This window comes from Nocardiopsis sp. KDC1DS13DA1 (assembly GCF_055632325.1).
Genome location: NZ_JBVMUY010000014.1, coordinates 192,349 through 212,119, shown reverse-complemented (window position 1 = coordinate 212,119; position 19,771 = coordinate 192,349). Strand labels below are relative to the sequence as shown.

General features: G+C 70.1%; 30 protein-coding genes. 10 read left to right on the top strand and 20 right to left on the bottom strand.

All coding sequences use genetic code 11. The features are described from left to right. Positions 1-3: 3 nt before the first annotated feature. From ACTVAJ_RS09255 to ACTVAJ_RS09175, 17 genes are all read right to left on the bottom strand, one after another. Positions 4-465, bottom strand: a complete 462-nt coding sequence (locus tag ACTVAJ_RS09255; RefSeq protein WP_470387664.1) for a hypothetical protein — start codon at positions 463-465, stop codon at positions 4-6. Between the two features lie 56 nt (positions 466-521). Next, positions 522-878, bottom strand: coding sequence for a hypothetical protein (locus ACTVAJ_RS09250; RefSeq protein ID WP_470387663.1), 357 nt, complete (start codon positions 876-878; stop codon positions 522-524). 15 nt (positions 879-893) lie between these two features. Continuing rightward, a complete protein-coding gene (locus tag ACTVAJ_RS09245; RefSeq protein ID WP_470387662.1) occupies positions 894-1,208 on the bottom strand; it encodes a hypothetical protein in 315 nt (104 codons plus the stop codon). Between the two features lie 76 nt (positions 1,209-1,284). Beyond that, positions 1,285-1,479: a hypothetical protein gene (locus ACTVAJ_RS09240; RefSeq protein WP_470387661.1), complete on the bottom strand. Its 195-nt coding sequence runs from the start codon at positions 1,477-1,479 to the stop codon at positions 1,285-1,287. Between the two features lies 1 nt (position 1,480). Further along, positions 1,481-2,128, bottom strand: a complete 648-nt coding sequence (locus ACTVAJ_RS09235; RefSeq protein ID WP_470387660.1) for a phage tail tube protein — start codon at positions 2,126-2,128, stop codon at positions 1,481-1,483. 69 nt (positions 2,129-2,197) lie between these two features. Next, positions 2,198-2,575 (bottom strand): tail completion protein gp17, encoded by a 378-nt coding sequence (gp17, locus tag ACTVAJ_RS09230; protein ID WP_470387659.1) that lies wholly within the window; start codon positions 2,573-2,575, stop codon positions 2,198-2,200. 216 nt (positions 2,576-2,791) lie between these two features. Then, positions 2,792-3,118, bottom strand: a complete 327-nt coding sequence (locus ACTVAJ_RS09225) for a hypothetical protein (RefSeq protein ID WP_470387658.1) — start codon at positions 3,116-3,118, stop codon at positions 2,792-2,794. Further along, positions 3,115-3,675 (bottom strand): hypothetical protein, encoded by a 561-nt coding sequence (locus ACTVAJ_RS09220; RefSeq protein ID WP_470387657.1) that lies wholly within the window; start codon positions 3,673-3,675, stop codon positions 3,115-3,117. Before ACTVAJ_RS09220 ends, ACTVAJ_RS09225 begins: the two co-directional genes overlap by 4 nt. A gap of 3 nt (positions 3,676-3,678) precedes the next feature. Beyond that, positions 3,679-3,843 (bottom strand): hypothetical protein, encoded by a 165-nt coding sequence (locus ACTVAJ_RS09215; protein WP_470387656.1) that lies wholly within the window; start codon positions 3,841-3,843, stop codon positions 3,679-3,681. Then, complete coding sequence (locus ACTVAJ_RS09210) at positions 3,836-4,138, bottom strand: hypothetical protein (protein WP_470387655.1); 303 nt, start codon at positions 4,136-4,138, stop codon at positions 3,836-3,838. Before ACTVAJ_RS09210 ends, ACTVAJ_RS09215 begins: the two co-directional genes overlap by 8 nt. Positions 4,139-4,202: 64 nt before the next feature. Continuing rightward, positions 4,203-5,465: a phage major capsid protein gene (locus ACTVAJ_RS09205; RefSeq protein WP_470387654.1), complete on the bottom strand. Its 1,263-nt coding sequence runs from the start codon at positions 5,463-5,465 to the stop codon at positions 4,203-4,205. 68 nt (positions 5,466-5,533) lie between these two features. Next, a complete protein-coding gene (locus ACTVAJ_RS09200) occupies positions 5,534-6,451 on the bottom strand; it encodes an HK97 family phage prohead protease (RefSeq protein ID WP_470387653.1) in 918 nt (305 codons plus the stop codon). A gap of 7 nt (positions 6,452-6,458) precedes the next feature. Beyond that, complete coding sequence (locus tag ACTVAJ_RS09195) at positions 6,459-7,151, bottom strand: hypothetical protein (RefSeq protein ID WP_470387652.1); 693 nt, start codon at positions 7,149-7,151, stop codon at positions 6,459-6,461. A 5-nt stretch (positions 7,152-7,156) separates the two neighbouring features. Then, positions 7,157-8,548: a phage portal protein gene (locus tag ACTVAJ_RS09190; RefSeq protein WP_470387651.1), complete on the bottom strand. Its 1,392-nt coding sequence runs from the start codon at positions 8,546-8,548 to the stop codon at positions 7,157-7,159. Next, a complete protein-coding gene (locus tag ACTVAJ_RS09185) occupies positions 8,548-8,925 on the bottom strand; it encodes a hypothetical protein (RefSeq protein WP_470387650.1) in 378 nt (125 codons plus the stop codon). Before ACTVAJ_RS09185 ends, ACTVAJ_RS09190 begins: the two co-directional genes overlap by 1 nt. Before the next feature lie 9 nt (positions 8,926-8,934). Next, entirely contained in the window at positions 8,935-10,620 is a 1,686-nt protein-coding gene (locus ACTVAJ_RS09180; RefSeq protein WP_470387649.1) for a terminase large subunit, read from the bottom strand. Between the two features lie 79 nt (positions 10,621-10,699). Continuing rightward, a complete protein-coding gene (locus ACTVAJ_RS09175; protein ID WP_470387648.1) occupies positions 10,700-11,161 on the bottom strand; it encodes a phage terminase small subunit P27 family in 462 nt (153 codons plus the stop codon). A gap of 132 nt (positions 11,162-11,293) precedes the next feature. Between ACTVAJ_RS09175 and ACTVAJ_RS09170 the strand changes: the two genes are divergently transcribed. The 9 genes from ACTVAJ_RS09170 to ACTVAJ_RS09130 all read left to right on the top strand — a co-directional run bounded on the left by ACTVAJ_RS09170 (position 11,294) and on the right by ACTVAJ_RS09130 (position 16,308). Next, positions 11,294-11,512 (top strand): hypothetical protein, encoded by a 219-nt coding sequence (locus ACTVAJ_RS09170; protein WP_470387647.1) that lies wholly within the window; start codon positions 11,294-11,296, stop codon positions 11,510-11,512. Positions 11,513-11,585: 73 nt separating this feature from the next. Further along, a complete protein-coding gene (locus tag ACTVAJ_RS09165) occupies positions 11,586-12,590 on the top strand; it encodes a DUF932 domain-containing protein (protein ID WP_470387646.1) in 1,005 nt (334 codons plus the stop codon). 74 nt (positions 12,591-12,664) lie between these two features. Continuing rightward, positions 12,665-12,859, top strand: a complete 195-nt coding sequence (locus tag ACTVAJ_RS09160) for a hypothetical protein (RefSeq protein ID WP_470387645.1) — start codon at positions 12,665-12,667, stop codon at positions 12,857-12,859. Further along, positions 12,856-14,016 carry a DNA polymerase III subunit beta family protein gene (locus ACTVAJ_RS09155; protein ID WP_470387644.1) on the top strand — a complete coding sequence of 387 codons (1,161 nt, stop codon included), beginning with the start codon at positions 12,856-12,858 and terminating at the stop codon, positions 14,014-14,016. Before ACTVAJ_RS09160 ends, ACTVAJ_RS09155 begins: the two co-directional genes overlap by 4 nt. Positions 14,017-14,073: 57 nt before the next feature. Further along, entirely contained in the window at positions 14,074-14,352 is a 279-nt protein-coding gene (locus ACTVAJ_RS09150) for a hypothetical protein (protein WP_470387643.1), read from the top strand. A 92-nt stretch (positions 14,353-14,444) separates the two neighbouring features. Continuing rightward, positions 14,445-14,744, top strand: a complete 300-nt coding sequence (locus ACTVAJ_RS09145; protein WP_470387642.1) for a hypothetical protein — start codon at positions 14,445-14,447, stop codon at positions 14,742-14,744. Beyond that, the gene (locus ACTVAJ_RS09140; protein ID WP_470387641.1) at positions 14,741-15,139 is read left to right on the top strand and encodes an ASCH domain-containing protein; all 399 of its coding nucleotides are present in this window, start codon (positions 14,741-14,743) and stop codon (positions 15,137-15,139) included. The genes ACTVAJ_RS09145 and ACTVAJ_RS09140 overlap by 4 nt, the downstream gene beginning before the upstream one ends. Next, entirely contained in the window at positions 15,136-15,687 is a 552-nt protein-coding gene (locus ACTVAJ_RS09135; RefSeq protein ID WP_358570616.1) for a hypothetical protein, read from the top strand. The genes ACTVAJ_RS09140 and ACTVAJ_RS09135 overlap by 4 nt, the downstream gene beginning before the upstream one ends. A gap of 75 nt (positions 15,688-15,762) precedes the next feature. After that, the gene (locus ACTVAJ_RS09130) at positions 15,763-16,308 is read left to right on the top strand and encodes a hypothetical protein (protein ID WP_470387640.1); all 546 of its coding nucleotides are present in this window, start codon (positions 15,763-15,765) and stop codon (positions 16,306-16,308) included. On the opposite strand, the gene ACTVAJ_RS09125 is transcribed toward ACTVAJ_RS09130, so the two are convergent. Beyond that, complete coding sequence (locus ACTVAJ_RS09125) at positions 16,309-17,205, bottom strand: NAD(P)-dependent oxidoreductase (protein WP_470387639.1); 897 nt, start codon at positions 17,203-17,205, stop codon at positions 16,309-16,311. A gap of 113 nt (positions 17,206-17,318) precedes the next feature. On the opposite strand from ACTVAJ_RS09125, the gene ACTVAJ_RS09120 reads away from it, so the two are divergent. Beyond that, on the top strand, positions 17,319-18,062 hold the full coding sequence (locus ACTVAJ_RS09120) for a DUF2786 domain-containing protein (protein WP_470387638.1): 744 nt from the start codon (positions 17,319-17,321) through the stop codon (positions 18,060-18,062). Here ACTVAJ_RS09120 and ACTVAJ_RS09115 read toward each other — a convergent pair. Further along, positions 18,059-18,514, bottom strand: coding sequence for a hypothetical protein (locus ACTVAJ_RS09115; RefSeq protein ID WP_470387637.1), 456 nt, complete (start codon positions 18,512-18,514; stop codon positions 18,059-18,061). The two genes, ACTVAJ_RS09120 and ACTVAJ_RS09115, sit on opposite strands and share 4 nt — an antisense overlap. 107 nt (positions 18,515-18,621) lie before the next feature. Continuing rightward, positions 18,622-19,767 carry a GNAT family N-acetyltransferase gene (locus tag ACTVAJ_RS09110; protein WP_470387636.1) on the bottom strand — a complete coding sequence of 382 codons (1,146 nt, stop codon included), beginning with the start codon at positions 19,765-19,767 and terminating at the stop codon, positions 18,622-18,624. Between the last annotated feature and the right edge of the window lie 4 nt (positions 19,768-19,771).

Here is a 19,771-nt window from a genome sequence, read left to right as displayed (position 1 = left end):
GGCTCACCCCTCTCCTTCAGGTTGTGGTGGTGCGGGTGTCCGTCCCGGGCGCAGGGCGGAGTGCAGCGGATCCGGCGCGATGGGGGCGTCAGCCATGGACGGCCGCCGCTCCTGGCGGGCACGCCCAAGCTCGGCGAGCAGATGGTCCCGTTTGCGCTGTTGGTCCCTGCGTTTGACCCGGTCCCGTGCGGTGACCGGCCGCTTGAGCGGCCTGGGCGGTTTGGCCTTGCCGCCTACCGAGTTGATCAACGCAGCGACCAGCTCCCCGAGCCGATCGACGGCCAGGGTCAGCCGCTCCACCTCGGGCGACCACTCGGTCAGCGGCGGCGCGCTCGACCCGGTGGGCTCGGGGCTGTTCTCCGCCAGCTCGTCGTCGTCGGCCATCGCCGCGGCCAGGTGGGAGGTGCGCGGCAGGTGGTCGATCAGGTTGAGCAGGAACCGCCACCGCCTGCTCGTCCACAGCACGGCGAGGTCCCACCCGATCAGGGCGAGGTCAGCCTCGATCTGGTCCCGGTAACGGGTCAGGAGCCAGACGAGGCGCTGTCTTCCCCCCGGGTGCCGTAGAACCGCGCGTAGTGGGCCTCCATGGCCTCGTTGAGGGCCTTCATCTTCCACAGGGGCATGCGGATCTTCTTGAAGTCCTCGTACTGGTCGCCCAGCAGCGGGCGCAGGCTGCCCTCGATGTCGTTCATGTCGATGAGGATGGTGTCCTGCCAGTCCTCGTCGAACGGGTCGGAGATGGTGAAGACCTTGCCTCCGAGGCGGACACCGAATGGCTTGACCTCGCCGTCCTTCTCCAGGGCGTCGAGGTCGAACACGTCCTTGGGTCGGACGGGGGACTTGCGCTGCGGCGGGCGCTGGCTACTGCGTGCGGCCATGGGCGGGCTCCACTCCTACTCGGTGGTGTCATTCTTGGTCTTGGCGGTGCGGGCGCGGGATCGGGGGGTGTCCGGCCGGGCAGTCCGCGCCTGCGCCGCACCGGTGGCAGGGCTCCGGTCGAGGGCGGCCCTACGGTCGGTGGCGCGCTGGTCGGCGTCGGCGCGTGCAGCGTGCGCCTTCTCCAGTCGTGCGGCGGCGGCCTTGTCGTGCTCGGCGGCGGACTCCAGCTCTGGGCGTGGCCTCCATCCCCGTGCGCGCAGCCGCACTTCGACCACGGGGTTGTCCGTGGTCTGGGTCGCGCCGTCGGGCGACACGTACTCCGTGGACATGGCACTCCTCACGGGGGCGGGCGAAGGTGGAGCCGCGGCGGCCGGCGCCCGCCCGGCTTACCGGCCGCCACGGCGGTCAGGGGGACGGTGCGGTGTCGCAGCCGTCGGTGGTGCAGATGGTGAGCGTTCCCACACAGGTGGCTCCGTCGGTGTGCAGGAGCAGCACGTCGGCGTCCATGAGCGCTGGTAGGTGGCAGTCGGGGCACAGTGCGTCGACAGGGCGTGGGGTTCCTAGGTCCAGCCGTAGGTGCACGGCACGGCGGGCGGTCACGTCAGAAGCCCATCGCGGACAGCAGGGCCTCCCAGCCCGGTCCGCCGAAGAAGAACCGCTCCGAGTAGCCCACGGAGCTGTCCATGTAGGCGGTGAGGGTGACCGGCCAGCCCAGCGGGTTGTCGTCGGAGGACTGGAACGCCTGGTCGTCCTTGTCGGTGACCGATGCCCGGGGCAGGAAGCGGGCGATGTAGATCTCACCGGCGTCCGACAGGTCCACGCCGATGGTCAGGACCCGCCAGAACCGGAGCGGGGGCCGGTCGGGCTTGGAGATCGCCACCTCGCCGGAAGTGGGGTCGGGGACGACGGCGGTCATGTCCGCCCCGGTGTACAGCCCAAGGGTGTGCTTGTTGGTCTCCTGGAGGCCGACCTGCAGGGTGGTGACATCGGCGGTGATGTCGCGGCGGGTCGGCTCGACCGCACCCCAGGACGTGATGTCGGAGCTGGTGACGTCGGCGGAGAACTGCGGGCCGTCGTCCGACATCCACCCGAGGTCGTTGTACCCGGCCGGGAGGGCGTTGAGGGACTTGTCGGCTCCGGTCAGGGATGCGATGGCGCTGGAGGTGATGGGCGCGATGAACGTCGAGCCCTCCAACGCCTTCCGGATGAGCTGGTTCTGGTGGTTCTTCAGGCTTTCCCATGCGGCCACGGGCCCGGCTCCTCTCGTGGGAGTCCATGCGGAAGCCCCGCAGGTCAGCGGGGTGAAGGCGGGCGGGCCTTAGCGGCGGGCGCTCACACGGTAGGTGGCGAGCACCCGGCGGATGGTCTGGTCGGGGTGCGGGGCGCGGCGCGGCCCCAGTTCGGTGCGGGCCCGGTCGATGACGCCGACGCCGGGCACCCGGGTGGGGCCGGTGATGAGCCGCTGCTGAACGGCGCGGGCGACCTGCCATGCCTGCTTGCGGGTGGGCGCGAACACGTCCACGTCCACGCGGGAGGTGTCGGTGCGCCGGTCGTCGGTCCCGCCGATGCGGGTCGGCCGGATCCACGGCAGGTGGTCTTGGAGGTCGGCGGGGGTCTCGGAGCCGGTCTTGCCCAGGTCGGCGAGAGCCTCGCACAGCAGGTCCTCGATATCCGGGAACGGCGGGAGGTCAGCCATGGCACCTCCCTGGGTGGGTCACACTGTGTGAAATGCGGCTGCGCGCCGGTCAGACCGGGCGTGCTGGGCGCGACCCCGGGTCAGCATGAGTCGTATACGGCCCGGACGGATCACCGTTTTTGCAGGTCAAGGGCGCTTTTGGGGTGTGGTTGTGCGGGCGGTGTGCCCGGCGGTCATGGCGGCGTGGTGGTCGGGGGTAACGTACTGCGACGTGGATCAGCCACGGACCCGCCGCAGGGTCACCTCGGCGTGGTGGGCGCGTCCCCGTTCGTCTGGCCACCACGCCGGGTTCCCCTGCACCTGGTAGAGGTCGCCGCGCCAGCGCACCCGGTCGGTGGCGGTGATGTCCGCCCCGGGCGGGCCGATCGCTGTCCACTCCTCTTCCACGGTGTCGCCGCCCTCGTCGACGTCCTCGGAGGTGGCGGCGGGCTGGACGTCCCAGCCGTTGGAGGGCGTCTCGCCGGGGTCTCCAGGGAGCGGGTCGCCGTGCCGGTCGGTGCCGGGCCCGCGCACCACGGTCAGGGTCTCTCGACCGAACTTCATGCGAGCCCTCCGTCAGGGAGCCGCCACACGTCCAGGCGGTGGTCGTCGATGGGGCCGACCAGGGTCCGGACGTCCGCGTAGGACACCGAGACCTTGTTGACGGTCCGCGACTTCAGGAGGCCCGCCGGGTTGTCAGCGATCCGGCCGACCACGTCCAGGGTGACCGACTTGAACACCCCGGGGACGGCGGCGTCGGGGTAGCCGTGGGTGTAGGTGACGGTGATGCCCTGAAGCCGGTGGGTCCAGGCGATCGCGATCCCGTTGGAGGCACGTTTGACCACCCCGTTGGGGTAGGGCAAAAAGGCCCCGGAGGTCAGGGGGATGCCGTCCTCGACCACGGAGGACACGGTGGTCAGGTGGAGGGTGGGCAGCAACAGGTTCGGGTTTCCGGGCCCGTCGAGGACAGCGACCACGTCGGTCTCCTGGGTGACGGACCAGCCCACGGCGGAGCGGATCTCGTCAGAGATCACGTCCAGGACAAGTTGGACGCGGGTGTCGTCCAGGGTCTCGTCGTCGAGGAAGAGCCGTACCTCAGCGGGGGTGGCGAACGCGGCCATGGGTCAGTCCTGGGCGATGATGCCGCGCGAGCGCAGGGCAGCCAGGATGAGATTGATGGCGTCGGCGTTGGCTGCGGCGTCCGCCGACACGTCGGTGGGCACGTCGGGGATCGCCGCGCCGTGGACGTAGGCGCCGGTGTCCTCGTCGAACACGGTCGGCTCAGCCATCCTTCTTCCCCTGCCCCTCGGTCTGCTTGTTCTCCGGGGCTCCGGTCGCGGCCTTGGTGGTGCGGTCGGCGCCGGGCTTGCCCGGGGTACCGCCCGGCTCCTTGGTCTTCGCCGCCTGGCGGGCGGGCCGCTTCACCTCCCGGCCGTGGGCGTCCAGTTCCACGGCCTTGCCCTGGCGGACCAGGTCGGCGGCCGTCTTGGTGTCGTCCAGGTAGTACTCGTGGTGGGCGTCCAGGCCGACCTTCTTGCCGCCCTTGACCTTGATGGTGACGGGCTCGGTGACGCGAATCCTCACAGCTCCTCCTTCGAGGTCAGGTGGGGCGCCCTGGTGCGGGACGCCCCACCTTGGGTGGTCAGGGTCAGAGGCGGTACCAGGCGAACGCCTTGGGGCGGATCACGTCGCCGCCCACCCGGTGGCGGAACAGGAGGCCGATCTTGCCCTCCTCGGCGTACCGCTCGGTGAGGCGGGTGACGGTGATCCGGCGGCGGTCCGCGATCATGTAGCCCTGCCGGAGGTCGCCGAACATCACCGACTTGTCGGTGCCCGCTCCGGCGCCGTCCACCGTGGTGGTGATCGCCGGGAGGCCGTCGACGGTGTAGGCCCGGTACCCGAGCAGGGTGTCGGGCTCGCCCTGGGACAGGGAAGGCTGCAGCAGGTACCGGCCGTCGGCGTCCTTGAGGAGGGCGATCTTCTCCTCGGCGGACGTGTGGTAGAGCCAGGCGGCGTTGGCCTTGCGGCGGAACTGGGACGGGACCTGGAACACGGTCCGCTTCAGCTCGTCGCCGGTGACGGTCTCCCCCACTGCGGCGGCCACGCCCTGGGTGATGGTGGTGGCCTGCGCGAGGCCGCGCGGCCGACCGGTTCCGGACCCGTTGGCGAACGCGTCGTCCTCCTGCTCGGCGAGCTTGAGGGTGAGCGCCTGGGTGATGATCATTTCCAGGTCGTCGTCGGCGTCTTCGAGCTGGTCGACGCCGATCTTGACCAGGGCGTTGAGGTCGTGGACCTCGATGCTGTCCTTGTCGGCCGGGTCGGCGGCCAGGCCGTCGGTGGCGGTGGTGCCGGTCTCCAGCTTGCCCCACCCGGCGGCGGCGACAGTGACCACGCCGATGTCGAGCTTGTTGGAGGTGGTGGGCTGCACGGCCGCCAGGGAACGGATGACCGCCTCGCGGGGCAGCTCGCGCAGGATGGTGCCGACCCAGTCAGAGGGCACGAGGACCTGGCCTTCGGTGTCCTCGACCAGGTCGGCCTTGCGCTCATGGGACATGTGCTGCCCCTTGCGGACGAACTCCAGGAACGCCTTGGCCTTGGCCTGCTTGCGCTGGGTGTCGGTGGTGTAGATGCCGCCGATCTGGTCGACAGACAGGCCGCCGGACCCTGCGGTGCCGCCGTTGCCGTCGGCGTTCATGTCGTGCTTGTACTGCGGCGCGGTCAGGTAGTTGTCCAGGTCGGTGAGCTTGGCTTCACGCTCCACCTGGGCCTTGCACTTGGACGCCTCGCCGAGCAGAGCGTCCATCTTCTGGGCGACCTCGGCGGGCATCGCCGCCTTGTCGGGGAACTCATCGTTGAGTGCGCGCGCGGCTTCGATGCACTGCGCGGCACGCACCAGCAGCGGGTGGGCCATGGCCCGCCCTCCTTTCGTGCGCACACGAAAACGGCCCGCCAGCGGCGAGCCCTCGTGTGTCGTGGTCGTTACCGGTTCCCGCGCAGGGCGGCCAGTTCGTCGGCCAGCTCCTCCGCACGGGTGTGGCGCTGGAGGAAGGTGTCCAGCGCGTCCAGGCGCGCGTCGACGCCCGCGAGCTTCACGGGGTCGGCGGTCGCGTCCGGGTCCCGGCCTGCGAGCACGGCGTCCGCCTTGTGCATCAGGAGCGTGAGCGAGTCCGGACTGGGGTCCGTCGTCGACTCGGCGCCCCCGCCTGCCCCGGCGTCGGTGTCCAGGTGGGGAGTGGTGGTCTTGGTGTCGACGCCGCCCGGCTTCGCGCCGGACTGGTCGGTGCCGTCGCCGGGGGTGACGTCCCCGGCCGGGTTAGGGGCCTGCGCGCCCCAGGAGGCGATCAGCGCCTTGACCTCGGCCTCGTCGCCTCCGGCGGCGACCGCCCCGGCGACGACCGTGTCGATGGCCTCGGCCACCGCCGACTTCACGGTCTGGATGACGGCTTGGGGATTGGCGGGGAACACCACCGCGCTGACTTCCCACAGACGCACGTCTTCCAGGACGCGGACTCGGTTCTGGCCTCGGGTCTCGTACCGCCACTGCAGGGGCTCGTAGCCGATGCTCATCTTGCGGACGTGGCCGTCGATCATCTTCTGCCGGATGGCCTGGGAGTCCGCGTCGGTGGCGAACCGCACCTTGATCTTGAGGCCCCGGTTGTCCTCCTCCGCCTCCGTCAGGGTGCCGATGACGTTGCGCACGGACGCGATGTGGTCGGCAAGGTAGGGCACCTCGCCCTTGGCCACGCGGGCGAGGCTGTTCTTGAAGGCACCCTTGGCGACCGTGTCGTACTGCAGGTCGACGTTGCCGAAGGTCGACGCGTAGCCGGTCAGGGTGTTCTCGTCCTCGGTGTCGTCGGCCTTCCATTCGACCGGCACGACGAGCGTCTGTCGGGTCATGGTCTCCTCACTCGGTGTCGATCTCCATGGAGCAGTTGCAGTTGGCGCGGTCCTCGGTGTCCAGGCGGGAGTCGCCCGGCCAGCGGGCCCCGTTGGAGAACAGGTCGTCCAGGGGGACGGTCTCGCCGTCGACGCGGGCGTGGGAGGAACGCGGGTTGGATCCGGTCCGCCAGGTCTTGACCATGGGGCGGCCGGTCTGCTGTCCGGCTTCGCGGGTGCCGAACCCGGCCGCGGCAGTGGCCTCGGTACGGGCGATCTGCGGGGCGCGGCGGGTGAGGTAGCCGGTGAACAGGTCAGCGATGTCGTCGGGGCCCTGCCCGGCGGTGAGCGCGGTCGCGAGGTCGGCTCGGGTGGTCGTGTTGATGACGGCGGCGACAGCGGCGGCGTGGGCGGCGAGCCAGGCCAGGGTCAGGTCAGCGTCGTAGTCGTCCTCGGAGAACCCCTCCAGGCCCGCCATGACCGAAGTGCCGGCCGCGAGGGACACGGCCAGGGCGATGCCGTTGATCTCGGGGGTGAGGACCCGGTTCCAGCGGCCGAGGTTGAACAGCTCGTCCACGCGGGCCTTGCGGGCGCCGGGCCGGTGCTGTTTCGGGTCGGGCCACCGTTCGACGATGGCCGTGCGCTGCAGCTTGAAGAAGGCGACCATCCGGCGCACGGCGTCGCGTTCGAGCCGGGCGGGCACTCGGGGGCGGGCAGCCACTCAGCTCACCCCGGCGGGAGTGCGGTGAGCATGCGCGCCAGGTCGGCGTCGGACAGCGACGCCCCCTCCAGGCCGTCGTCGTCCTCGGTGGTGTCCTCGTCCTCCTCGGCCCCGGCGTCCTCCTCCTCGGTGGTCTCCTCCGTTTCGTCGCTGAGGGCAGCGCCGCCGGTGGGGGTGCCGTCGGCGGTAGTGGGCAGGACCCCGGCCGGGCGCAGGAACACATCGCCGCCGTCCACGAGTGGCATGCCGACGGTGCGCCGGAAGTCGTTGACGGTGATGGCCCCCGCCCGCAGCGCAGAGTTCGCGCGCTCCCAGATGGCCTGCTCGGACTCCTTGAGGGCGAGCACCTCGGAGCGGTCCCACCGCACGGCCACCCTGCGCGGGACGGCGAAGGAGGCGTCGTTGACCAAGGGCAGGAGCGCGCGGACGATCACGTCCTTGAACCGGCGCTGGAGCGGCATGATCGTCTCTTCCCAGAAGCTCCGACGCGCTTCCGCGTAGTTCGCGAACGTGGACCGGTCGAGGCCGACCTTGGCGCTGATCAGGATGGGCGGCACCCCGAACGCCATACAGATCCGAGATTCGGCGATGGTGCGCAGGTCGGGGAACTCCAGCTTGTCCAGGTCCAGGCCGAGGACCTTGGCTTCCATTCCCTGCTGCAGCACGGCGGGTTCGCCACGGCGGTTGCCGCCGAACTTGGTCTTCCACTTGGTGACGAGCCGGTCGGCGGTCGCCTCGTCCAACCGCTGCTGGACGGTGATGACCGTCCCGGGCACGGCCCGGTTCTGCAGGAGGGCCTTGACGAAGTCGGTGGCCTCGTTGTCTAGGGCGACAGCGCGAATGGCGGGCCTCAGCGGCGGCTGCCCCACCAGCGGGTCGATGGGGTTGGGGAGCCGGAACGCAATGACGTCCTCGCCCAGGTCAACGGTCCCGGCTGTGGTCCAGAACCCGAAGCGAAGGCGGCCGTTGGGCTGGAGCCAGAACCGGACCAGGTCGGGGCGCAACGGCCAGAGCTGGACGGGGCGGCCCGCCTGATCGCGGACGATCTCCCAGAACGCCGTCCCGGCCAAGTAGAGGTGGATGACGGTCAGCTCGAACAGCTCGAACTCACTGAGGATGGGGTTCGGGTCCGCGAGCAGACGGCGAAGCGGATGACCTTCCTTGGACTCACCGAGCCCGTCGGGCCCGTACACGCGCAGGGTCGCCTCGGGCATGGAGGTCGCCAGCTCCATGAGGCAGGCGTACACCAGCTCGTTGCGGCCGAACCCGTGAGCGGCGGCCGACAGGAACCCGGAGGCCGGGTAGAAGGCCGAGCCGGGCCCCAGGTTCAGGGTCGGCGCGAGCCCCCCGGCCCCGGCCGCCGCTTTCGCCTCGGGCGGACCACTCAGCCACCCCATCAGGCGTTCCACCCGGTGAGGAGGGACAGGCCCGCGAGCCCCACCCCGGCGGTGACCGCTCCGGCCCCGGCACCGGCGGCCACCCCGACGACGGCGCTCGCGAGGACGCCGACGCCCAGGGGCAGCAGCAGCGCGCCGACGACCATGGTCATGACCGCGATGGAGCGGCGCGGGGCGGACCGGGCCCACCCCCAGGCGGCGCGGGCCGCCGCGGCGGCGTCGGCCGCGCGCTGACGCAGCGCGTCGGCGCGCACCTCCCCGGACCCGGCGGGGGCGAGCATCCACACCAGGGCCCCGAGGGCGAGCAGCGCCCACCCGGGCCCGGCGAGGATCCAGACCCCGGCGGCCAGGCAGGCTGTGGCGGCCCATCGGTGCATCGCAGCCTCCTAGAAGATGTCGGCCTCAGGCAGGGAGTCGGCGTCGGCGACCGCGCTGGCGAGCTGGCCGTCCACGGCGAAGAACAGGGCGGGCATCCCGTCGATCCGGAGGCCGGTCTTGTGGCGTTCGGGCTTGACCGGGCGGATGCGGTCGGGGTCGTCCCTGGGGGACTTGGCCACGAGGTTGTCGGCCATCCACCGGGCGACCGGGTTGCCGAAGGTGCGCAGCTCGTGGGCTTTGAGCATCCGCATGGTCTCGGTCATCGGGGCGGTCATCTTGTCGAAGGTCGTCCCGGACTCGACCATCTCCAGGCCAGTGCGGGCCTGGACCTCTTGGCGGACGGGTTCACCCGACCACCGGTCGTAGGTGACGTCGGTGATGGCGTACCGGCCGTGGTCGGTCTCGATGTCCTCGTACACGGCCTGGTAGTCGATAACGTCGCCGTCGGTGACGCGCACCCACCCGGCCGACACCCATTCGGAGAACCGGCCGTCGGTGTGCTCATCCAACTTGGGGACGATCGCCTCGGGACACCAGAACCGCCAGATCACCGACCCGTCAGCGAACAGCAACGCCCATGCGGTGAGGTCGATCTTGGAGGACAGATCCAGGCCCGCCCAGCACTTGCGCCCGGCGAGCTGGGGCAGAACCCAGTCCGGGGTGGGTGCGATCTCGCCGGTGTTGGCGTCCCACAGGTCCATGGTGATCCAGCGGGTCGTCTGCTGGACGCGCTGGTTCATCTGGAACTGGCGGAACCCGTTCTCCTTGACCGGGGAGTCGCGGGCCTCCAGCGCCTGGCGGCGCATCGCCTCGATGCTCTTGAACTCACCCAGGGCGGGGTTGGGCCACTTCCAGTTCGCCTCGTCCCACGGGTCCAGCGACACCGGCAGGCCCGGGTGGCCCGGGAACGCGGCACGCAGCCGGTCGAGTTCATCCTCGGACCGGGGCGCTTTGCGCACGAACGCGAACACGTGTGGTGCACGCTTCGGGTCGGCCTGGATGGCCTCGGCCTCGTCGATCAGGTCCGCGCCGAAGCTGGCGGCGTCGTTGGTCTCGGTGCTAGCGGCGAACAGCAACTCCTGCGCCCTGGCGCCGACGGCGGTAGTCATCGCCTCCCAGAGGGAGCCGTCCGGCTGGGACAGCACCTCGTCGAGGCAGAACCCGTGCGGGTTGTGTCCCAGTTCGCCGGTCGCGTCGGCGGTGATGATCTCGTAGTGGGAGGCGGTCCGCTCGTCGTAGATGCGGCGCGCGTTCTTGGTGTGCTTCAACCGTCGCGACAGCGGCGGGGAGAGCTGCACCATCCGCAGGGCGGGCTCGAACACCTTCCCGGCCTGCTTGGTGTCCTTGGCCGCGCCGTAGACCTCCGCCGACTCCTCGTCGTCGCCGACCAGGAGGTAGAGGAGGATCGCGGCGGCCAGCTCCGACTTGCCGTTCTTCCTGGCGACGATGACGTACGCGATCCGGTACCGGCGCACGTACCGGCCGTGGTCCTCGGACCAGATCACCTCGCCCAGCAGGGGCCGGGCGATCTCGTGTTCCTGCCAGTGGCGAAGCACGAACGGCTTCCTCGCGTGGGGGCCCTTGGTGTGTCGCAGCAACTCCGCGCAGAACTTCACGAACTTATCTGCGCGGGGTTCGCAGTAGTGCGCGCCCCGCTTGGTGCAGGTCGTGTCGTCGAGCGTGTAGCCGCACACGCCGCCGCGCCGTGACCGGGGCCGCCACCGCCGGTCGTGGTCCGGCTCCGACCGCCGCGGCCGACGCGCGCGTCCGCTCTTAGGAGAGGAGCCTGTCCGCGTCGCGGCCACGGCCCGTCTCCCTCGCCATGCGGATCTCGCTGCGCGCCGACGGGGTCAGCCCGAACTCCTGAGCGAAGCCGCGCAGGGTGGCTGCGGCGTCCCGCTGGACCTGGACGACCGGGTTGCGCACGAGCGCGCCGCCCTTCGCCGAGCGGATGAGGATGCCCGACTTGGCCAGCAGCGCGCACGCCTTGCGGTGGGTGACGACCGCTTCGCAGTAGGCGCGTAGGGCGTCCCGGTCGGCGGGGGTGGCGGTGCCCATGGCGGCGAGCTGGTCGACGGTGTAGTCCCAGACCTCGCGCACCTCGGGTGAGGTGTCGTCGGGGCACTCGGGGAGCCCGTCGGCGGGCATCGGCTCGTCGGTGTTGACGCGGTCGCGTCGATCGCCGCGCAGCAACCGCACGTTGGTCGGGGTCGGCCGGGGGCCGCGCTTACCCACTCCCCCCACCCCCTCTCACCTGGGAAAACTCCTGAAAATGGGCCCGGGAAACATCTTGTGCCATGCCGGGGAGCCCCTCATACTTAAAACATAACCAGTACAGAGCTAGTTAAGTTTCTGAGAGGAAGCGCCATGACCCCCGACGAACTCGCCACCGCCCTCGCCGACGCCCTGCGCGACAACCTGTCGCTCGCCATCGAGGAGACCACCGGCGCCGACGACCTGTACGTGACCGACGTCGCGACCTACGAGCGCGCCGGAGTCCTCACCGCCGACCCTGGCGTCGTCGTGACCTTCTCCGACGGCTCCGAGTACCAGATCACCGCGCACCTGTCCCGCAACCCGCGCTGATCGCGCCCCCGGGCGGAGCGACCGCCCGGGGCCACACCCCCAACCCAACGCAGAACCCGAAAGGAACAGCGCAATGGCTCACGAGATCGAAACCTTCGCCGACGGCTCCGCCGCCTTCGTCTCCGCTCGCCTGTCCGCCTGGCACCGCCTCGGCACCGTGCTCCCCAGCACGTTCACCGCCGAAGAGGCCATGACCACCGCCCACCTGGGCGGGTGGAACGTCCGCAAGTCCCCGCTGACCACCACCGTCGACGAGCGGACCCTGACCGTCCCCGGCGCGTACGCCACCGTCCGCACCCACCCCAAGACCGGCGAGCCCGACGTCCTCGGGTACGTGGGCGAGCAGTGGCAGCCCGTCCAGAACGAAGAGCTGGCCGACTTCCTCAACGTCCTGAGCGACGAGAGCGGCGCGCACTTCGAGACCGCCGGAAGCCTCCGGGACGGCAGGCACGTCTTCATCACCATGAAGATGCCCGAGGCGATGACCATCGGCGACGACACCGACAGCCTCGACCTCTACATCGCCGCGATGAACGCGCACGACGGCACCGCCTCCATGCGCGCCATCGTGTCCCCGGTCCGCATCGTGTGCGCGAACACCCAAGCCGCTGCGTTGCGAGAGGCACGCAGCACCTTCACGATCCGCCACACGAGCGGGGTCACCGGCCGGGTCGCCGAAGCGCGCGAGGCGCTGCGTCTGACCTGGAAGTACCTCGAAGCCTTCCAGGGCGAGGCCGAGAAGATGCTGCAGACGAGCATGAGGGACGTCGACTTCACCAACAAGATCCGGCGTCTGTTCCCGATCGCCGACGACGCCGGGAAGCGCGCCAAGGAGAACAACGACGCGTTGCTTGCCCAGCTCCGCCACCTGTACTCCGAGGCCGACACCAACGCCAACATCCGGGGCTCGCGCTGGGCCGGGTACCAGGCCGTGACCGAGTACCTCGACCACTTCGCCCCCGTTCAGGGAGCGGACGACGCCACCGCGCTCACGACCCGCGCCGAGCGGGTCCTGATCCAGTCCAGCGTCCGCAAGCTCAAGACCGCCGCGTTCGACGCGTTCATGCTCGCGAGCTGATCAAACCCCCGGCGCGGGGCCGGTGACCGTCCCACCGCCCCGCGCCGGGCCCACCCCCCTGAGAGGGGCACCCGATGCATCCCGTCGAGCGCCGCCTGCGCGCATCCCGAGCACGCCTGTCGATGGCGACCTACCGCCACCTCGACCGCGACATGTCCCACGCCCGTCTGCGCGCCACCGCGCGCCGACTCACCCGAGAGGCCGCGCGCCGCAACGCCCGTTCCCTCCTCCTCTCCGTCCGCCACAGCATCGAAGGGACGACCCGATGATCACCACCAGCGTGGGCGCGCTGCGCTCCGCCCTGTCCTCCACAACCCTGATCGACCACAGCCGACCGCCCCTGCCCGTGCTGGCCGGGATCCTCATCGAGACCACCGGAGGCACCACGACCCTGACCGCCTACGACTTCGACGCCTGCATCACCGTGACCCTGCCCGGGACCACGTCCGACCGCGACGAGCGGTTCACCGTCGGGCACTTCGCCTTGGCCAAGCTCGTCAAGGCCATGCGCGGCCCCACGGCAAAGCTGACCGAGGTGCCCGCGACCATCACCGACCACGGGGACCACGTCACCTTGACCCTGGGCGACTGGACCGCCGAACTGGAGACGGAGACGCTGCTCGTTGACGAGTGGCCCACCATGCCCGCCCAGGTGCCGCCCGACTGGGGAGTCGACCGGATGGAGTTCGCCCGTGCCGTTCGTGCCGCCGCGTGCGCCGTCGAGCATGACGACACCCTGCCCCTGCTGACCGGAATCGACATGCGCAGCAACGACAGCGACATCGTCCTGCAGGCCACCGACCGGTACCGGGCCGTGAGCACGCGCGCGCACATCTACGCCAACCTGTGCCGGGGCCGTGAGCCCCACGGCATCGTACCCGGCAGACTGCTCGCCAAGCTCCTGGGCAAGACCACCTACCCTCACGCCGCCATCGGTCTGACCGCTGACCCGCACGGCGAAGGGTGGGCGACCGTCCACAGTGGCGCGCTCGCCGCGACCCTGCGACTGATCCCCGGCACGTTCCCCAAGCTCGCCCCGTTCATCCCGCGCGAGTCCGAGACGACCGTGACCGTGCGCCGGAAGGCGTTCGCCGCACTGCTCGGGGGTGCCGCCACAGTGCGCGACGCCAAGGGACAGCGGGGAGCCACCGTGTACGTGCGCCCGGACGTCGACAGCCTCTCCGTCGCCGCCGCGAAGACCGCGACCGCCACCACCGCGATCGCCGCCGAGGGCCACGGCCGGTTCACGCCCATCCCGTTCAACGCGCGCTACCTCTGCGACGCGCTGCACACCATGCGAGGCGACTCCGTGACGCTGCACGTCTCCCCGGGCCGCCGTGTCGCCGCGCTCGTCCCCTCGGGGACCCCCCTCAGTCTCGACGCCGAGCACGTCCACCTGATCGTGCCCATCCAGCCCCGCCCGTGACCCGACGTGCCGCCCCCGCCCGTCCCGGGGGCGACACCACACCCCAAGGGAGGAACCTTGGCCACCCGACACGAACGCGACGCGCTCACCCGACTCGCCATCGACGCCTGGCACAACATCGACGAGATCCTGACCGCACGCGGCGAAACCTACGAGACCACCACCATCACCGGCTGGGAGCCCGGACTGCAGACCACCTGGGCGGAGCTGACCGGCATCCGCCGCGCACTCACCGCCGTGGACATCTACTCCGAGATCACCGACATCCGGGGATGGCACCACCACGCCCACCGGGGTGATCCCCGGTGCGCCCCTGCTGACAGGGACCGGAGGTGAACCGCCCGCAAGCGCGCGTCGCGCTCAGCCCCCTGCACCGGGGCTGGGCGCGACGCCGGTTCGCACACAGCCAGCCCCGTATCATCACCCGCATGACACCAGTTACGTATCTGGCCATCGCGGACCTACCCGCGTACCTGTTCGAGCAGCACGGCATCACCGGCCGCAGTGACAACCCGCTCACCGAATCGACGGTGCGCAGCTACCACGACGCCGCCACCAAGCGCCGCAAGGACAACTGCCCGCGACCAGGCGACTTTCCCGAGCCAGACCATCACTTCGGCCGGACCCCGGTATGGGCTCCGACAACCGTCGACGCCTGGGCGACCAACCGCCCCGGCCGCGGTGCCGGAGGCGGGCGGCCCCGCAAGGAGAAGAGGAGCGACCCATGACGCTGCGAGCCCTGTCGGTACGCCACCCGTGGGCGTGGGCGATCCTGCACGTGGGCAAGGACATCGAGAACCGCACATGGCGCACCGAGCATCGGGGGCCGCTCGTCATCCACGCGGGCAGTGCGACCGCCCCGGGTGCCCGCCAGCGCCTCAAGGACATGGGGTTTACCGTCCCGGGGAACCTCGTGCCGGGTGCCATCGTCGGAGTCGTGGACGTGGTCGACTGCGTCCGCGACCACGCGAGCGCGTGGGCGGTCCCCGACCACTGGCACTGGGTGCTCGCCAACCCTCGCCCGCTGTCCGACCCGATCGTGTGCAAAGGGAAGTTGAGCCTGTGGCGGGTACCCGACGAGATCGTTCGGCACCTGCCGACGGAGCTACAGGAGAGCGCATGACCCCTGAAGTACTGGTCGGCCTGATCGGAGCGGGCGGCGCACTGAGCGGCGCACTCGTCGGTGGCTTTGCCACGTTCGCGGGCGTGGTGTACCAGCAGAATCGTCAGGCCGAGCAGGCCGCCGAGGAACGGCGGGCCGAGATGGCACACCACGCGATCGACACGATCATCACCCAGACATGGGGCCTCAAGAAGCTTTTGCCAGAATGGTCGTTCAAGGAATTCGAGTGGTCACCGGAGATGGACGCGTGCGTGGATACGATCCGGATGGCAGCTCTGCGTCTCCCGCAGAAGGACCTACGTGAACCGATCGAGGCAGCGTGCTCGTACCTGTTCGGGGGGACTCCGCACGCCCATGCGGCTTCGCCCTCAATCCCTGACCGACCCGCTATCCGCGTGAGGGAGACGGCAGAGGAGATTCAGCGGCGACTCGGAGCCCACCTGCGCGGGGAACCCCTTGAGCCGCTCGACGGGCGCTTGCGGATGATGCTTGAGAAGCAAAAGCATTGGCAGCGGCTACTCTCGGCGAATCATCCAGTGCAGAACTGAGCCGTCAGTACCCCGCAGCCGTGTCCACCGTGCGGTGGAGAGACCGTTCCTCCGATCCAGAGAAGGAAGACTCATTTGAGCACAGAGATCCTGGTGGCCCTGGTCGGACTGGGCGGCGCGCTGTTCGGTGCTGGCGCTGCGTTCCTAGGAGTCGTCTACCAGCAGCGTCACCAGGCCAGGCATGCCATCAGAGAGCGCCGCGCCACCATGGCCGAAGCAGCCATTGACGTCATCACGACCCAGGTGCAGACCTTGGAGAAGCTGATCCATAGCCAGGCCGGTGAAGACTTCGAGTGGACCGAGCAGATGAGCGACTGCCTGGGGGCGATCCGACTCTCAGCGCTACGCATCCCGAATAAAGACTTGCGGGAGGCAATCGAAGCCGCCTGTGACACCCGGTTCGGTAGTGGACGATTGATGGATGATTACTGCTGTGGCCCTTGCCCTGAATCCCTGAAACGCATGAAAATAATGATCATGACCGAGGAAGTTCAGGAGTCCCTGGGGGCTTACCTTCGCGGAGAAGAACTCCCGAACACCATCTACCTGAATGAAGCCGTCATGGTTCGAGCAGCGTTCCGCAAGGAGTACTACGAACAGCTCCCCGGATCTGATCACTGACTAATACCCGGCAGCCGTGTCCACCGTGCGGTGGAGCGGTCGCCCGGTGCGGTAGCGGTGGAGCTGGTCCAGAAAGTCGGCGACCTGGCGGCGGCCCGCCCCCGAGGCCCGCCACGCGTCGTGCGGGGTGACGACCACGTTCGGTCTGCCCCACAGCGGCGAGTCGGCGGGCAGCGGCTCGACAGAGAACGTGTCGAGCACGGCCCCGCCCAGGTGGCCGCTGTCGAGGGCGGTGGCCAGGGCCCGCTCGTCGACGACCTCTCCGCGCGCGGCGTTGACCAGCCATGCCCCGACGGGCAGCGCCCCCAAGACGGCGGCGCTGATGAGGTGGTGGGTGCGCTCGGTGAGCGGGCACGCGAGCACGAGCCAGTCCGTGCCGGGCAGCAGCGCCTCCCAGCCTGAGGCCGACCGGCTACTGACCGCTGACACGGTCACGCCCATCGCGGCGAGCACCGAACCGGCGGCCTGCCCGATCGCGCCGTCGCCGATGACCAGCGCGCGGGTCCCCGCGACGAGCCGAGGGGCTCCGGCCCCGGGCTCCCACCGACCCTCCCGTGAGGCGTCGACGTAGGCCGGGGTGCCCTTCGCTGCGACGAGGACGGCGTTGACGATCCACTCGGCGACGGCGTCGGTGTACGCCGATGTCTTGGTGAGGACCACGCCGCGTTCGGCAAGCTGCGGCAGGGGCAGGTCGTCGACTCCGGCCGTGTCGGTGTGCACCCACCGGACGGTGCTGGCTCGGCTGAGCGCCGCGGCGACCTCGGGACCGGTGGTCCCCGCCCTCCTCCAGACGGCGTCGGCGTGGGCGACAGCGGCCTCCTCCAGGGGGACGGCGCGGACGCCGCTGCACCCGTACAGGGCGGCGCGGCCCCGCTGGCAGGTCGCGACGATCACCATCACGGCTACCTCCGAAAACTTCACCCGTTTACTACTTGTGACGTTCCGGCTCCTCCGCGATACTTAAAACATAACTAGTGCCAAGCTAGTTAAGTATCAGAAGGGAAGACCCGATGTCCAAGACGCAGAACGAACAGCGCGAGAAGATCGCCAAGCTCCTCGCCAAGGCCGAGGGCACCGACTCCCCGGCCGAGGCCGAAGCGTTCACCCGGGCCGCCGAAAAGCTCATGATCAAGTGGGGCATCGAAGAGGCGGTCGTCCGCGCCGCGATGACCGGCGAGCAGCCCGAGGAGATCACCACCGCGCGCATCCTCTACACCGACACCTACTCGGATGCGTTCGTCGCCTTCACCAGCTCCATCGTCGACGGGCTCGGCGAACTGCGCACCTTCTACATGTCCGGGTACGCGCACCCGGACCAGCGCATCGTCTACGTGATCGGCCACCGGTCCGACGTCGAGCGCGCCGAGATGCTGATCGCCTCCCTGCGCCTGCAGGCTGTGTCCGCCATGAAGACCTGGTGGCGCACCGGCCGGTACTCCACCCACCTGAAAGGCTGGAAGGCATTCAAAGCGCGCCGCCAGTTCATCATGTCCTTCGGCTCCGGCGTCCGTGAACGCCTCGCCGGGGTGCGCGCCGAGACCATCGCCGAGACCGGTGGCGCGTCCACCGAGCTTGTCCTCGTCGACCGTGCCACCCGAGTGAACGCGTGGGTGGACGAGCACATCGGCGAACTGCAGAAGACTCGCGGGCTGCAGAGCAGCCTGCTCGGGTTCGCCGCCGGGCGCGAGGCCGGGCGCCGCGCCGACATCGGCAACAACGTGACCGACGGCGACACCGAGTCGATCGAAAGCTAAGGGCACTCGCCCTGCCCGACCGGTCGTAACCCCACGGCCGGTTCGTGGCGGAACGCCTCGCACCACGTCTCCAGCTCGTCGACGGTGTCGGCCTGGTGGCCGATGTCGAGCCGCGGCCGGGAACACACGGCGAGCCGGTCAGCGGGGAACGGCTCCAGGACGCTGAGCATCCACGCGGGATCGGTGATGGCCATCCACAGGTGCGCCACGGTGTGCGTGACGGTGCGGGCCGCGACCGCAGCCCAATCCACAGCCTGTGGATACCCCCGGGACGGTCCAATGTCGACGGCCCACCGCAGCGTGGGGAGCTGGTCCATGTCGGACAGCAGCAGCCCGGCCCCGGTGGTGATGAGTAGCCCGTCGCCCTCCCGGTCGGGACCGTAGTCGATGACGTGCGCGATGCCGTAGAGGCGCGCGGCGCGCACGGGGTCCAGCCCTGCGACGAGCCCCATGGAGGGTCACCTCCCTGAACCGTGCCCGTGAGTCCGGGCGTGACGGGCGATCGGGGTTCCCCTGATGTGATCGTGCGCGCGGTGGGGTGCTCCCGACAGCAGCGCTCTCAGTGACGCTCCCCGGATGTGGCTGATGTGGAGGCGGAGCGCCGCATCTCCTCGGGCACGTACACCCACGTGGTGGTGAGCCGCCCGACGGAGGAGGACAGGCCCTTGATGGTGGACGTCTTGCCCACGGCCGCCTTCATCTTCGGGGCCATGGTGAGCCGCCACATCTCGGGGTGGCGGCGCCGGTGAGCGATCAGGCTCCGCGCGCTCGTGGTGGCCCGGAACCGTTTCTTCTCACGCTTCCAGAGCTGTTCGGCGGTGGCCTCGATCATGGCGTTGCCGATCCCGAGCCCTTGGTAGTCGGGCAGGACTACGGTGCGGTGGCCACGCCACCAGCCCCGGTGACCGGCCACGGGCAGCAGGGAGAAGAACCCCACCAGGTGCTCGGCGGGGGCGTCGCCGAGCTGCACGTAGGCGAGGAACACGCGGGCCGCGTTGTGAAGCTCACCGGTCAGATAGTGGTGGCCGCGAAAGCGCGACCAGGCTTTGCGAGAGCCCTCGCGGACCTGGAGACGGACGCGGGGTCGATGAAGACGCCCCCAGTGAGTGCGGCCCTCGTCCAGGTCGTAGTACCAGTCCACTTCGAGCCACTCCAGGACGTCCCGGTGGCAGGTGACCGCGACGAACTGATGGCCGGCGCGGCGCACGTGCCGGGCGACGGCGGCCGACAGCGACGCGGCCACGGTCCGGTCCACCACGGACGTGAACTCGTCGACGACGACCAGATGGTCCTCGCCGACCAAAGCACGCGCCAGGTCGGCTCGGTGCTTCTGCCCGGTGGACAGCACCCGGTACGGGCGCAGCCATGCGGGCGGCGAGGAGAAACCGACGGCGGTCAGCGCGGACACGATGTCGTCGGTCGACAGGTCCTCAGGGAAGTCGTCGAGGAGGCAGTCGGCGTGCCAGTCGTAGGCGGCGTCCCGGTACTCGCGTGGCCACAGGGCTCGGGCCAGCGTGCTCTTGCCGCGGCCGGACGCGCCGACGATCGCGCCCACCGACCAGGGCTGGTCCTCGCACTTGGTGAGGTCGGCGGAGAAGGTCAGGGACTGCTCGGTGCGGTGCGGGATGTCGAACTGGCCCTCCACCCGGGCGGCCCTGAACGACGTGGGCACTGGGGAGGCCACGGTCACGTGTGCGGTCGGCATACCG

What these genes read in the sequence shown, in the direction of transcription:
- ACTVAJ_RS09220 (WP_470387657.1), bottom strand. Translation starts at nt 3,675, where the DNA reads ATGGCCGCGTTCGCCACCCCCGCTGAGGTACGGCTCTTCCTCGACGAC.
- ACTVAJ_RS09190 (WP_470387651.1), bottom strand. Translation starts at nt 8,548, where the DNA reads ATGGGGTGGCTGAGTGGTCCGCCCGAGGCGAAAGCGGCGGCCGGGGCC.
- ACTVAJ_RS09250 (WP_470387663.1), bottom strand. Translation starts at nt 878, where the DNA reads ATGGCCGCACGCAGTAGCCAGCGCCCGCCGCAGCGCAAGTCCCCCGTC.
- ACTVAJ_RS09145 (WP_470387642.1), top strand. Translation starts at nt 14,445, where the DNA reads ATGACACCAGTTACGTATCTGGCCATCGCGGACCTACCCGCGTACCTG.
- ACTVAJ_RS09200 (WP_470387653.1), bottom strand. Translation starts at nt 6,451, where the DNA reads ATGACCCGACAGACGCTCGTCGTGCCGGTCGAATGGAAGGCCGACGAC.
- ACTVAJ_RS09110 (WP_470387636.1), bottom strand. Translation starts at nt 19,767, where the DNA reads ATGCCGACCGCACACGTGACCGTGGCCTCCCCAGTGCCCACGTCGTTC.
- ACTVAJ_RS09155 (WP_470387644.1), top strand. Translation starts at nt 12,856, where the DNA reads ATGATCACCACCAGCGTGGGCGCGCTGCGCTCCGCCCTGTCCTCCACA.
- ACTVAJ_RS09115 (WP_470387637.1), bottom strand. Translation starts at nt 18,514, where the DNA reads ATGGGGCTCGTCGCAGGGCTGGACCCCGTGCGCGCCGCGCGCCTCTAC.
- ACTVAJ_RS09165 (WP_470387646.1), top strand. Translation starts at nt 11,586, where the DNA reads ATGGCTCACGAGATCGAAACCTTCGCCGACGGCTCCGCCGCCTTCGTC.
- ACTVAJ_RS09135 (WP_358570616.1), top strand. Translation starts at nt 15,136, where the DNA reads ATGACCCCTGAAGTACTGGTCGGCCTGATCGGAGCGGGCGGCGCACTG.
- gp17 (WP_470387659.1), bottom strand. Translation starts at nt 2,575, where the DNA reads ATGGCTGACCTCCCGCCGTTCCCGGATATCGAGGACCTGCTGTGCGAG.
- ACTVAJ_RS09120 (WP_470387638.1), top strand. Translation starts at nt 17,319, where the DNA reads ATGTCCAAGACGCAGAACGAACAGCGCGAGAAGATCGCCAAGCTCCTC.
- ACTVAJ_RS09185 (WP_470387650.1), bottom strand. Translation starts at nt 8,925, where the DNA reads ATGCACCGATGGGCCGCCACAGCCTGCCTGGCCGCCGGGGTCTGGATC.
- ACTVAJ_RS09170 (WP_470387647.1), top strand. Translation starts at nt 11,294, where the DNA reads ATGACCCCCGACGAACTCGCCACCGCCCTCGCCGACGCCCTGCGCGAC.
- ACTVAJ_RS09245 (WP_470387662.1), bottom strand. Translation starts at nt 1,208, where the DNA reads ATGTCCACGGAGTACGTGTCGCCCGACGGCGCGACCCAGACCACGGAC.
- ACTVAJ_RS09160 (WP_470387645.1), top strand. Translation starts at nt 12,665, where the DNA reads ATGCATCCCGTCGAGCGCCGCCTGCGCGCATCCCGAGCACGCCTGTCG.
- ACTVAJ_RS09225 (WP_470387658.1), bottom strand. Translation starts at nt 3,118, where the DNA reads ATGAAGTTCGGTCGAGAGACCCTGACCGTGGTGCGCGGGCCCGGCACC.
- ACTVAJ_RS09215 (WP_470387656.1), bottom strand. Translation starts at nt 3,843, where the DNA reads ATGGCTGAGCCGACCGTGTTCGACGAGGACACCGGCGCCTACGTCCAC.
- ACTVAJ_RS09140 (WP_470387641.1), top strand. Translation starts at nt 14,741, where the DNA reads ATGACGCTGCGAGCCCTGTCGGTACGCCACCCGTGGGCGTGGGCGATC.
- ACTVAJ_RS09125 (WP_470387639.1), bottom strand. Translation starts at nt 17,205, where the DNA reads ATGGTGATCGTCGCGACCTGCCAGCGGGGCCGCGCCGCCCTGTACGGG.
- ACTVAJ_RS09205 (WP_470387654.1), bottom strand. Translation starts at nt 5,465, where the DNA reads ATGGCCCACCCGCTGCTGGTGCGTGCCGCGCAGTGCATCGAAGCCGCG.